11 protein-coding genes are annotated in these 12081 nt (G+C 46.6%); 5 read left to right on the top strand and 6 right to left on the bottom strand.

Annotation, left to right across the window (positions count from 1 at the left end):
* Window positions 1-156: 156 nt before the first annotated feature.
* Entirely contained in the window at window positions 157-603 is a 447-nt protein-coding gene (locus tag DFP97_RS23570) for a hypothetical protein (protein WP_114382928.1), read from the top strand.
* 51 nt (window positions 604-654) lie between these two features.
* Window positions 655-786, top strand: coding sequence for a hypothetical protein (locus tag DFP97_RS31980; protein WP_281271006.1), 132 nt, complete (start codon window positions 655-657; stop codon window positions 784-786).
* A gap of 112 nt (window positions 787-898) precedes the next feature.
* On the opposite strand, the gene DFP97_RS23565 is transcribed toward DFP97_RS31980, so the two are convergent.
* Both DFP97_RS23565 and DFP97_RS23560 read right to left on the bottom strand, forming a co-directional pair.
* Entirely contained in the window at window positions 899-2398 is a 1500-nt protein-coding gene (locus DFP97_RS23565) for a malate:quinone oxidoreductase (RefSeq protein ID WP_114382926.1), read from the bottom strand.
* A 320-nt stretch (window positions 2399-2718) separates the two neighbouring features.
* Window positions 2719-3549 (bottom strand): helix-turn-helix transcriptional regulator, encoded by an 831-nt coding sequence (locus DFP97_RS23560; protein WP_114382924.1) that lies wholly within the window; start codon window positions 3547-3549, stop codon window positions 2719-2721.
* 144 nt (window positions 3550-3693) lie between these two features.
* Here DFP97_RS23560 and DFP97_RS23555 point away from each other — a divergent pair, with 144 nt between their 5' ends.
* On the top strand, window positions 3694-5763 hold the full coding sequence (locus tag DFP97_RS23555; RefSeq protein WP_245976564.1) for a beta-galactosidase: 2070 nt from the start codon (window positions 3694-3696) through the stop codon (window positions 5761-5763).
* A 152-nt stretch (window positions 5764-5915) separates the two neighbouring features.
* On the opposite strand, the gene DFP97_RS23550 is transcribed toward DFP97_RS23555, so the two are convergent.
* From DFP97_RS23550 to DFP97_RS23540, 3 genes are read right to left on the bottom strand one after another with little or no spacing between them, the layout of a single operon-like run.
* On the bottom strand, window positions 5916-6788 hold the full coding sequence (locus DFP97_RS23550; protein ID WP_114382920.1) for a CocE/NonD family hydrolase: 873 nt from the start codon (window positions 6786-6788) through the stop codon (window positions 5916-5918).
* Between the two features lie 23 nt (window positions 6789-6811).
* Window positions 6812-7708, bottom strand: a complete 897-nt coding sequence (locus tag DFP97_RS23545; protein WP_114382919.1) for a hydroxymethylglutaryl-CoA lyase — start codon at window positions 7706-7708, stop codon at window positions 6812-6814.
* Window positions 7705-8949: a CaiB/BaiF CoA transferase family protein gene (locus DFP97_RS23540; protein ID WP_114382917.1), complete on the bottom strand. Its 1245-nt coding sequence runs from the start codon at window positions 8947-8949 to the stop codon at window positions 7705-7707. Before DFP97_RS23540 ends, DFP97_RS23545 begins: the two co-directional genes overlap by 4 nt.
* A gap of 205 nt (window positions 8950-9154) precedes the next feature.
* Here DFP97_RS23540 and DFP97_RS23535 point away from each other — a divergent pair, with 205 nt between their 5' ends.
* Together DFP97_RS23535 and DFP97_RS23530 are read left to right on the top strand one after the other, a co-directional pair.
* Window positions 9155-10054, top strand: coding sequence for a LysR family transcriptional regulator (locus DFP97_RS23535; protein WP_114382915.1), 900 nt, complete (start codon window positions 9155-9157; stop codon window positions 10052-10054).
* 581 nt (window positions 10055-10635) lie between these two features.
* Window positions 10636-11109: a ribonuclease H-like YkuK family protein gene (locus tag DFP97_RS23530; RefSeq protein ID WP_114382913.1), complete on the top strand. Its 474-nt coding sequence runs from the start codon at window positions 10636-10638 to the stop codon at window positions 11107-11109.
* Window positions 11110-11364: 255 nt separating this feature from the next.
* On the opposite strand, the gene udk is transcribed toward DFP97_RS23530, so the two are convergent.
* On the bottom strand, window positions 11365-11997 hold the full coding sequence (gene udk, locus DFP97_RS23525) for a uridine kinase (protein ID WP_114382911.1): 633 nt from the start codon (window positions 11995-11997) through the stop codon (window positions 11365-11367).
* Window positions 11998-12081: the final 84 nt, after the last annotated feature.

Raw genomic sequence — 12081 nt, 5'->3', positions numbered from 1 at the left:
TGGATGCTAATAAATAAATGCGGGATCCAAAGGGATACCCGCTATTAGCAACGATCGACTTGTCTTCGTTGATTGGGACATACGGCGTTCATCCCAGAGCATCCGAATGTTCTTTATAAGTTGGGGTACGCTAATGATGGAGGTGTGAACAAGTAAATGAGAAAAATGTTGGTAGTGCTCTTGTTGTTCCCTTTGGTATTTGGAATTTTGACGACGGAAATTTACGGCGAGTCCTATGAAAAGCAAGGGGAATTGGAGCAGAAGGATACGATAAAGCCTTATAAACGCGGCGGGATTCGTTCGCCCAGACGAAGCTATAACCCCGGAATCGGCACGCCGGGGCGTGCTGCTCCGACGAGACCAGATGATGCGGCTCGCAATCCTACTCCTCCAAGAACGGCACCCGCGCCTCGAGCCGGTTTCGGTGGATTTTTCGGAGGGATGTTTGGAGGATTGGCACTGGGGACAATCCTGGGATCGCTGTTCAATCCGTTCGCTGGTTTTTCGCTCGGTTTTCCATTGCTTTCACTGCTTAGTTTCGTGTTATGGATCATTGTTATTTTTGTCGTCGTTCGGATGTTTCGCAGGCGTAAAGGATATTAATCTGAATTCTGCGTTGACAAATGCGTTTATGCGGTCAAGGCTATCTTGATTATGAACAACAGTGCATTCCCTTACCAAAAGGATCGGGATTTCTTGTCAAAGTTCCAAGCATTGTCCATGACACCGAAGGATTATCGAATGAAGCGGCTGGAATTCCCTTATCATGCCATTTATTATGAGTAAAGAGCATTCTAAGAAAACAGCGGTAGCCCGGGAATTAACTTTAATCCTCGGCTACCGCTGTTTATATTTATTTTTGGGCCAGATCTTCAATCTTGTTTCTACATCCAAAGAATTAACTATAGACTAGCTCTTTTTTGCTTAGACCAAGCGTCTCTGCTGTTGAAGTATGAATTTCTTGCAGAAGCTCCGGATTTTCCAAGAGTGACACGCCATAAGAAGGAATCATTTCTTTAATTTTCGGCTCCCAGTCTTTCATATGTTGCGGGAAGCATTTTTTAATGACCTCAAGCATAACGTGAACGGCAGTAGAAGCACCTGGAGAAGCACCTAGTAATGCTGCAATCGAGCCATCAGAGGCGCTAATAACTTCCGTACCAAATTGAAGTGTACCTTTGCCGCCAGCTTCAGTATCTTTGATAACTTGTACACGTTGGCCCGCTACTACTAGATCCCAATCCTCGCTTTTGGCGTTCGGGATAAACTCTCGTAACTCTTCCATGCGCTTTTCTTTCGATAACATAACTTGCTCGATCAGGTATTTTGTCAATGACATGTTTTTTGCACCTGCTGACAACATAGTTACGAGATTATCCGGTTTTACGGAAGTTACCAAATCAAACATTGAACCGGTTTTTAAAAACTTTGGTGAGAAGCCGGCAAACGGTCCAAAAAGCAACGATTTTTTATTGTCGATAAATCTTGTGTCAAGATGCGGAACAGACATTGGAGGAGCTCCAACCTTAGCTTTGCCGTATACTTTTGCATGATGCTGCGCTACAACATCCGGATTCTTACACACCATAAATATTCCGCTTACCGGGAAACCTCCAATATGTTTCCCTTCAGGAATACCGGATTTTTGCAGTAAATGCAGGCTTCCTCCCCCGCCTCCGATAAAGACGAATTTTGCAGTATGCCGTTCGACGTTACCGCTGTCGTTTCGTACTCTCAATTCCCACGAACCGTCGCTATTACGTTTCAAATTATCAACACTATGTTTATATTTGATATCGACGTTTTTAGTTTTTAAGTGGTCAAACAAAATACGCGTTAAAGCACCAAAGTTGACATCCGTTCCAGAATCGATTTTTGTGCACGCTATAGGTTCATTCGATGGACGATCTTGTATAATAAGCGGTATCCATTCCATCAGTTTTTCAGGGTCATCGGAAAATTCCATCCCTTGAAATAGAGGATTATTTGACATCGCTTCAAAACGTTTCTTTAGAAACGTTACATTTTGTTCCCCTAGCACCATACTCATATGAGGCAATGGCATGATAAAGTCCTGCGGATTACGTATCAGCTTGCTCTTTACAAGATAAGACCAAAACTGCATTGAAAGCTGAAACTGTTCATTAATCTTGATAGCTTTGCTAATATCTATTGATCCGTCCGGTTTTTCGTCCGTATAGTTAAGCTCGCACAGTGCCGCATGCCCTGTTCCTGCATTATTCCATTCGTTAGAGCTTTCTTCTCCTGCATTTTCGAGCTTCTCAAAAACTTTAATTTCCCATTCCGGTACTAATTCTTTCAGAAGTGTCACTAAAGTCGCACTCATAATTCCGGCACCAATTAAGATGACGTCTGTTTTAACTTCTCTGTTGCTCATTTTTACCATCCTTTTACCCTAAAATTTGCAGAAAGGATGTAGGCGCTCCTGCTTAGGCGTCACACCAAACCAAGGCGCGAACTAGTCACACACCTTTTCTGTTTCAATTATAACCCTATCATAGTCTTTTACAATTATTTATAGATGAAAATATCTACTATTATATGATAATTATAAGCGATTTAAAAGCTAGAAAAAGTGTGAAGTCCGGATGAGTCAGTAAAAAAAAACGCGAAGAACGGATTTAGCCGTTACATCTCGTGGTTATTTCTTCCGATCATGTTTGATAACGTGAAAATACTTCTAGGAGTGAAAATTGGTCACGGGTTGTACAAACGTCGATATTCCTGCGGTGTCAGTCCGGTATGTTCCCGGAAGCGTGCGATAAAGTAACTGCTTTGGGAAAAGCCGGAAGTCTCTGCTACTTGCTTAATCGTCCATCCGGTAGACATGAGCAGCTGTTTGGCTACAACAAGACGGCATTCAAACAGCCATTCCATTGGAGTACGCCCCATCACTTCGTGGAACATCCGGCTAAAATAATAGGTACTGAAGCTTGCCTGCTCGGCAATCTGAAGGAGCGTCAGCGGCTCTGTACAGTGGGTTCGGATGTATTCCGCAGCCTCTCTCATCCGAGCACGCTTATCCAACGTAGTCGCTGTTCCAAGACTCTCCGCACTTAGCACAAGCTCAGCAAGCAGTTCATAGAGCTTTACCGCCAATTGCACCTCGTTCCTTTCATAGGGGGAAGCCAGCTCGAGTAACCCCCCGGTTAGCCGTTTGAGCTTTAGCAAATCGCCATATGCAAACATCCAAACAGAAGAAGTTCCCCGGCCGTTCAACAGCCTGTCCACTCCCTCGCCTGCTATGTGCACCCAGAATACTTCCCAAGGCTCCTTCGGATCTGTACGATACTCCTGCTCTAGTCCCGGCCCGTAATAGAAGCCCTGTCCTGCTTCCAAACTGTATTCCTTTCCGTTATCTTTTACATATCCTTTTCCGTTTAACACCAGATGCAAATTCGCTTGTTGCAGCTGTCCCTTAGACCGCTGCTCCTGATGCTCGGGAAATTCGGAATACAGACCGATCATATCCGGGTACCCCGTGTAGTGCTTGTACATCGGTTCCGGCAACACATAATGGATTCTCATGGCCCCTCCAAAAACGCAAAAATCTAATATGATAAACAAAATGATGTTATTTACTATATAGTATAAAGCACTATAATTATTGTATACAGGCCTTTATACAACAAAAAATTATTATACCTATAGGATAAGGGGATGACTTTAATCGTGAACAAAACGATTGCGGGGGAGCAATTTCATCTGGGGGTGTGCTACTATCCCGAGCAGTGGCCGGAGCATATGTGGGCTGACGATTACAGCAGGATGAAAGAAATAGGCTTTACAACTGTGCGCATGGGTGAATTTGCATGGAATTTTTTCGAACCTGAGGAAGGGGTATTCGCTTTTGATTTGTTCGACCGTGCCATAGACCTTGCTTACAAGCACGGACTTCAGGTTATTCTCGGAACTCCGACGGCTACGCCGCCCGCCTGGATGACCTACAAGTACCCCGAAATTCTTAATGCTTCATTTGAAGGCAAGCAGTTCAATCACGGGATGAGACGGCACTACAATTACAGCAGCCCGGTGTATCGCGACTATTGCGCAAAAATTACCGAGGCTATGGCTAAGCATTATGCGAACCATCCCGGAATAGTAGGCTGGCAGATCGACAATGAGTTTAACTGCGAGGTTAATTCATTTTACTCCAATGCAGACCATGTGGCGTTTAGGACTTGGCTGCAGGAGAAATACGGCTCGCTCGACGCATTGAATCAGGCATGGGGAGCCGTCTTCTGGAACCAAAGCTACTCGGATTGGGAGCAGGTTCATTTGCCTCGCCCTACGCCGGGCGGCGCCCCTAACCCTCATCAAACTCTGGATGAAAAGCGGTTTATTTCGGATAACATCATTTCCTTTGCCCGCATACAGTCAGAGATATTGCGAAAACTAGCGCCGAAGCAGTGGATCACAACCAACGGCATGTTTGCTCATCTGGATAACCATACTATGACTGAAGAGCTTCTGGATTTTTATTCCTATGATTCGTACCCAAACTTCGCTACCCTTTGGAATGATGCCGATCGAGAGAATCCGCTCATGGACCGTATCTCTTCCAACCATCTGACCAAGGTTCGCTCGATCTCCCCCAATTTCTGCATCATGGAGCAGCAATCAGGCCCGGGCGGTTGGGTGAACAAACTGCAACAACCTTCGCCAAAGCCGGGACAAATGAGATTGTGGACCTTCCAATCTGTTGCTCACGGGGCGGATATGATCTTGTATTTCAGATGGAGAACGGCAACCTTCGGCACCGAGATTTACTGGCATGGGATCAACGACTACCATAACCAGCCTAACCGGAGGGTAGCAGAGGCAGAAACCGTTAGCCGTGAATTGGGACGAATCGGTGAAGCTATTGTCGGGTCTCGTTATGCTGCGGAAGTCGCCATCTTGCACGATTATGACAACGAATGGGACGGGGAATTCGACGTATGGCACGGCCCTCTCACGATTGAAAGCATATACGGGTGGAATAAGGCCCTCCAGCTCAGCCATATTCCATTCGATTATTTGAATTTGAAGGACAAGACTCGCCTGGATGACCTCGTTCATTACAAGGTTCTGGTCTACCCGCATCCAACAATTATGTCGGATGAAACGGCGGAGCTCCTGAAGCAGTATGCAGCGGGAGGCGGCAAGGTTATTTTCGGAGCCCGCACGGGTTACAAGGATAAGCGGGGACATTGCCGAATGACGCCATTCCCTGGTCCAGTCGCGGATCTATGCGGAGTGACGGTGGAAGACTTTACTCTTATTGTTGACAAGGCTGCTACACCGAACATTAGATGGGTCGATGGCGGGGAAGAAGCCGGGACGCCAGCAAGCCTGTTCAATGACATCCTCCGCCCGGTGAACGACAATGTGGAAACGCTAGCCTTGTTCGACGGAGACTACTATGCGGGAAAACCGGCTCTTACCCGAAATCCTTATGGTACCGGAGAAGCCTATTATTACGGGGCCGCATTCAGCCGCGAAGTAGCGGACGCTTTGATCCGTCGCCTTGGACTGAAGCCTGCTACAACAGGCTGGTCGGAACTGCCTCCTCAGGTCGAGGTTGCCATCCGGGTGAAACAAAATCGCCGCTATGCCTTTTTATTGAACTACTCCGACAAACCGGTCAAAGCCCTTCTTTTGCGGGAGACTGAAGATATGTTGGAAGGTAAACGCCTCGCCGCGGGGGATCTGAACATCGCTCCTTACGGTGTAAAGATCTTGTCGTTGGACCAAGCGTAAACGGCTTCGCCGTCCTTTGGAGGCGCTGCTTAAGGACAAAAGGAACCGGTCTTCAGGCCGGTTCCTTTCCGTTATTTCCGTTATTTTTGTGAAGCGCTCTTGTATTACTCCGCCTGTGTAGGCGTTTTTTGTGCTCATTCGCAATTTCCCGTTTACTTATCTAATGGCAGCCATGGGCCAATAAAGAACCGGCTTCTTCTCCTTGTTTCCTCCGGGAGTTTATGATAATCGCGAACCATACCGTCCAGATGCTGGTCGAACCATCCGTCTATCATCAAAATCGGCGTGTGGATGTTTTTCGGAATTTCTTTTAAATCAGACCAGAAACCGGCGCTCCAATAATCGTCAACGGGACTAACATTCGTAATCCAATCTCTATACCAAGCAAGCTTTTGACCAAATATCTGCTCATCCATCTCGATGTGAGGACGAATATGTACAGCTTGCTGGAAAAGTCCCTCCGTAGATATGTTTTTTACGCCGGAATTTTCGATTGCCCAGCCGGTATAGACGTCATGCCTGAACATTCCGTTCATATAATGCTGTCTGTATCGTTCGGTCGTGAACCCCGACAGTACCATCGCCTTCACTTCATTCGGCAGCCGGTCCGCCATCACCCATTGAACAGCGCTCAGGTAGGAATGGCCGTATGTGCCGATATTCCCATTCATCCAACTCTGCTTCATGATCCACTGAATCGTATCCAGACCGTCGTTTCTTTCGTTCAAAAATGGTGTCCAGTTACCGGCTGAATCCCCTGTACCCCGGCAGTCCTGTAAGACTACGGCATAACCGTATTGAGTCCATAGTGAGGCCGCCGCCGCCAATATTGGGAGGATGGCAGCATAGGGATTCCTGATAACAATAACGGGCCATGGTCCTGTTCCTGCTGGAAAATACATACTGGTCTTTAGCAGAACGCCATCTCTCATCTCGATCAGAAAGCTTTCTTCCCGGTTGAATTCATCCGTGGCGGATGGAAGCCCCTGTTGAAGCTGCTCCATGAATTTTTGGACGGGATTCATATGGATCTCCTTTGGGATGCCATTCATGTCTGGCAAGCCTGAAGCTTTCGGCTTGTGAGCTTCTTCCCTAATTTTTCTTGAATGAATCGTGCCGACGAGATCAGTTTAGGGGCATCAACGCCGGTATGAATATCCATGGCATGCAGCATATTTATCAAATCATCTGTAGCAACGTTTCCTGCAGCCCCCGGAGCATACGGGCATCCTCCAAGTCCCCCTACGGATGCATCGAATGTCTTAATCCCCATCTCTAACGCAACAAGAATATTCGCAAGAGCCATACCTCCGGTATCGTGAAAGTGAAGGGCAAGACTCTCGGATGGATATCGTTTCAGCAGGACGTCAAGGGTTTCTGCCACTTGCCTTGGGTTGGCGACTCCGATCGTATCTCCCAGCGAAACCTCGCTGATTCCGATTTCCAGTAACGACTCTATCACCCGAATCACCTCTTCAAGCTTTATGTTCCCTTCGAACGGGCAGCCGAATACGGTAGATACATAACCGCGTACTGTCTTTCCGGCAGTCTTCGCCCCGCTTGCCACATCGGCGAGCACTTGAAAGGTCTCGTCAATCGATTTATTGATGTTCTTGCGGTTGTGCGTCTCACTCGCGGATAAAAAGACGGAAACTTCGTCTACACTTGCTTCAAGTGCCCTTTCAAGCCCACGTTGATTAGGGACAAGCGCTGCATAAGTAACGCCTTGAACGTGATCGATCCCCTTTGCTACTGCTGCGGCATCGGCCAAGGCCGGAATCCATTTCGGGCTCACAAAGGCCGAAAATTCGATATAGGTTAACCCTGTCGATGACAATTGGTTGATCCAGGAAATTTTATGTTCCGTCGGAACAAGCAGCTTCTCATTCTGCAACCCGTCTCTTGGACCAACCTCTTTTATGACGACTTCTCCTGGCAGATTCATGGTTTTCCGCCCCCAGTTAGTCCCGAGACACGATGCCCTGCATGGATAGCAGTATGCGCATAGACAATCTTGTTCTTAGTCAGTTTTTCAATTACGTCATAGCCATAACCCAACTGCTGAAGAATATCAACTGTATGCTCCCCCAATAACGGGGGCGGACTTTGTACCTCCACCTCGCTCTGCGAGTATCGGATCGGTGTTCGCAACACTGGCAGAGTTCCAAAAACAGGATGTTCAACATTGACAATCATATGATGGTCCCGTATCAGATCGCTGTCCACAAGCTGTTCCACATTCCATATCGGACCGTGCAGAACGCTGTTCTCCGACAGAATGGAACACCATTCCTTCGTGGTTTTATTGGAGAAAATAAGATTCAATTGTTCACTGAGCCGCTCACGGTTCTTCAATCGAAGTTGATTGGACTGAAAATCTTCATGCTCCGCCAATTCGGGGCTGCCGATCGCTTTGCAAAAAACAAGCCATGCCTGATCGGATTGAGCCCCTGCCATCAGCCATCCGTCCTTTGTAGGAAAAGCTTGATAAGGTACAACCTCCGCATGCTGATTGCCCATCGGTAAGGGAGATTGTCCGGACGCGGTGTACTGTCCAAAGCGCGTTGACAAGTTAAATACCATGGAGTCGATGAGGTTCAGCAGCACTCTTTGTCCCGTTCCGCTCCTTTCCCGCTCCAGAAGAGCCGCGCAGATGGCGCCGAAAGCAAGATAGGCTGTCGATGTGTCGGCAACCGGGACTCCGACGAGCAGCGGGTCTCCTCCCGCTTCACCCGTTACACTCATCACTGCTCCCATTCCTTGCAGGATGGGGTCCATTCCAGGAAGATGCGCATATCCCTGCGTTTCTCCGAAAGCGGAGATGGAGCAGTAGATCACGTTCGGATTTATTTCTTTGATCTGTTCGTAACCGACACCTAATTTGTCGCAAGTACCCGGCCGGTAGTTCTCGACAATAACGTCTGCAGTACGGCATAAGTCATGAGCGATTATCAAGCCCTCCGGGTCTTTCAGATTCAAGGAAATAGAACGCTTTCCATGGTTATAAGCCGCAAACAAATAACTCTCCCCGTCCTTGAAGTAACTGCCCGAACTTCGAACCTGATCGCCGGACAACGGCTCAATTTTAATGACTTCCGCGCCCAAGTCAGACAACATATTTGTGCAATAAGGAGCTACCAGCCAATGTGCAATTTCAACAACCTTAATCCCTGAGAGCGGTCCCATCCAGCAACCCACCTTTTTGTTTTCCTCAAATTTGTCATAATCTATCGTCGGTATTTCGATCAATGATGCATGTATTTCTCCGAAGAATTGGAAGCGGTTTCTTTTTACATTTTTCATTTTACATATAGGATATTCTTATGTAAAATACGTGTTATGAATATAAATATAGTTATTTCCTATATAAAGTGAAGGAGATGGTCAGGCAGTGAGAACCGAGCAGCTGCAATATTTCGTGGAGGTCGCCAAATTCGGCTCTTTTTCATTAGCAGCTCAAAACCTTCATATCGCCCAGCCCAGTATCAGTCAAGCGATCAGCAATCTGGAGCATAATTTGAACGTTAAGCTATTCGAGCGATCCAGAACCGGTATTCGTTTAACTCCAATCGGCCATTCTTTCTACATAAAGGCCCAAAACATTCTCAATATTGTCGGTGAAATGTACGACGAAGTTCGCGCCGAGACCAATGTCATTAGCGGCAATCTCCAAATCGCTTCCATTCCGAGTATTTGTAATGCTTATCTAAGCGATGTGCTTTCTGCTTATAAGAAGAAATACCCCAATGTCCGGATCGAGGTCAACGAGGAAGGGACATCCCAAATCTTGCAGGAAGTTTTGTCGAACCGGGTGGACATCGGTCTCGTCTCGCGTCTCCCTAATGATATTTTGGATAAGAAAATTGAGTTTTTTCACTTGATAACAGGAACTTATATGGCCTATGTAGGGAAAAACTCTTCCCTGCCTTTACGTAATCCAATCTCATCTGAAGTGATCGCTAAACAACCTCTCATCACCCTTAAAGGTGGATCTAGACAAGAGGAATACCTCAAAAAAATGCTTCAAACGGATGAGTTAAACGTTCTGCTAACGCTCGGGTATACGGAAGCTGCCAAAAAAATAATTGCTGAAGGAGTCGCCGTCGGTTTTTATCCGGATTTCTCAGTCAAACAGGATCCTTTCGTCAAATCCGGCGACATCATCCCGCTGGAGATCGAGAACAATAGTCTCGTCCTTCAGTTCGGCTGGGTCCGTGCCAAAAACCAACGTTTCTCCGCAGCTGCGCAAGAATTCATTAAATTGTTAAAAGGCGTCATCAATGACAGGTAGGGTAAATGATTGACTTGAACAAAGGACAAAAACATATATCCATCTAAATGAAAAAGCCGCAGTTATGCGACTTATAATGGATATATGTTCTTGTCCTCCGATACCACAAAATTTTGTTGAAGTCCTAACTAATTACTACTTTGTATACCACTCCCCTGATACAATTGCACGCCACCAAGAAACAGCCAATCGTACCTTGGTTCTTCGTGTCATCCAAATATGCTTGTTGCATATACTTCAGCCGGTCGCTGTTCAGGTCGTTCCTTTCCATTGTTCAAAATTCTTCTTTCAAGAGAACAGCAAAAGTAAATATACTTCTGCGGAAATTCTTGTTTGCATAGCAATAATGATGAATGTTCAGACAAGAGCGCACCCTATTTGTTTTCAGAGTATTCGCTCACCTCTTGATAATCAAGGTAATATTCACTTTATATGTAACTTTACCCATTCTTATTATTCAATCGTTTCCTATGTCCGTATAGTTCTTATCGCATATATTAATAATAAGAAAATTAAAACAATTTCAAATTATCAGATATAATTATTATAAACGGTTAGAATTCCGTAAAGGATGTGATGAAATGAAATTCGTGAGCCCCACACAAGGGGTGTTGTCCTTGGAGGATGTCGTGCAGCAGTTAAAACTATTTGTGGAGCAATCCCCGGAATCCCAATATAAGATAGTAATCGGTACTGATTCCCATACGACCAGACAGTATACCATGATGGTATCTGCGCTTATCATTCATCGGACCGGCCGGGGGGCGAGATTTTTTTACCGGAAGTCCAAAATCCGGCCTCTCTTTGATCTGCGCCAGCGTATCTATCGGGAAACCGAACTGAGTCTGGAGCTGGTCGATTTATTAAACCGCATGGGGTTGTCCGATCTGACGGTCAAATGGCCGCTTGAAATTCACATTGATATCGGACAGCAAGGAGATACGAAAGTGCTTATCCATGAAATTAAAGGCTGGGTAACTTCAGTTGGATACGAAGCTAGGATCAAACCGTACTCATATGGTGCAAGCGCCGTAGCGGACCGGTTCACGGAGTAGGTTGCCGCATAGCGAACAGAGTCGCTGGCGTTGCACCGACAATAAAGGGCATCGTCAAAAGGTTGAAAACTATACCTTTGACGATGCCCTATTTGTTATTCAATCAGCAGCTCATTCGGAGTGACGGCGGTGCCTACTACTCGTGCATTGGCCGACAAAGTCAAACGGCCCTCCCGGCCGGCTTATCCGCGCAGTGGGACGATCCCGTAGTCAGAAAGCAGCTACATACGAAAACTCAGCACGGGCTAAGTTTCTTTAACCCATCCCAGATTGGTCTCCCGTTAAATATTTCTCAGTCAATATGGACAGCAGTTGTATGCCGACTTCATTATGCCCGCCTTCAGGGATGATCAGGTGAGCGTATTTTTTGGACGGCTCAATGAAAGCCTCGTGCATCGGCTTTACCGTATTCAAATATTGATCATGGATTGACTGAATGGTCCGGCCGCGTTCCTCGATATCCCGCAGCACCCTGCGGAGTATGCGCACATCGGGGTCGGTATCGACGAACACCTTAATGTCGAGAAGCTCCCGCAGCTTTTCGTCGGACAGCACATGCAGGCCTTCTAGAATGACGATATTGTTAGGTTTTAGCTCAACCGTTTTGTTAGTGGAACGGGCATGAACCGAGAAGTCATATACCGGAGCCTGCGCGATTTGGCCACCTTTTAGACATCCCAGATGCTCAATTAGCAGTTCGTTGTCAAAGGCAAGCGGATGATCATAGTTGATCGATTCGCGTTCAGCCTTGTTGAGATGTGAATGATCCTTGTAGTAGTTATCCTGGGATATGAACGTCACTTTGTCCGATCCCTGGCGGTCAATGACGGAACGGGCCACCGTTGTTTTGCCGGAGCCGGTGCCGCCTGCGATACCGATAATGAGCATGGTGATTAAATAAACCTCCCCAAATGATTGCCGATTCAATCCTAGTATTGTAGCACAGCGGAAGAATATTTTCATCTCGCGGGA

This window comes from Paenibacillus prosopidis (assembly GCF_003337375.1).
Taxonomy (GTDB): Bacteria; Bacillota; Bacilli; order Paenibacillales; family Paenibacillaceae; genus Pristimantibacillus; species Pristimantibacillus prosopidis.
Note: the sequence above shows the minus strand (reverse complement) of the source record. Positions and strands in the feature narration are given on the sequence as shown.

Bases quoted from the DNA above. Each gene is read 5' to 3' on its own strand.
- DFP97_RS23570 (WP_114382928.1), top strand. From the start codon at position 157: ATGAGAAAAATGTTGGTAGTGCTCTTGTTGTTCCCTTTGGTATTTGGA.
- DFP97_RS31980 (WP_281271006.1), top strand. From the start codon at position 655: ATGAACAACAGTGCATTCCCTTACCAAAAGGATCGGGATTTCTTGTCA.
- DFP97_RS23565 (WP_114382926.1), bottom strand. From the start codon at position 2,398: ATGAGCAACAGAGAAGTTAAAACAGACGTCATCTTAATTGGTGCCGGA.
- DFP97_RS23560 (WP_114382924.1), bottom strand. From the start codon at position 3,549: ATGAGAATCCATTATGTGTTGCCGGAACCGATGTACAAGCACTACACG.
- DFP97_RS23550 (WP_114382920.1), bottom strand. From the start codon at position 6,788: ATGAATCCCGTCCAAAAATTCATGGAGCAGCTTCAACAGGGGCTTCCA.
- DFP97_RS23545 (WP_114382919.1), bottom strand. From the start codon at position 7,708: ATGAATCTGCCAGGAGAAGTCGTCATAAAAGAGGTTGGTCCAAGAGAC.
- DFP97_RS23540 (WP_114382917.1), bottom strand. From the start codon at position 8,949: ATGGGACCGCTCTCAGGGATTAAGGTTGTTGAAATTGCACATTGGCTG.
- DFP97_RS23530 (WP_114382913.1), top strand. From the start codon at position 10,636: ATGAAATTCGTGAGCCCCACACAAGGGGTGTTGTCCTTGGAGGATGTC.
- udk (WP_114382911.1), bottom strand. From the start codon at position 11,997: ATGCTCATTATCGGTATCGCAGGCGGCACCGGCTCCGGCAAAACAACG.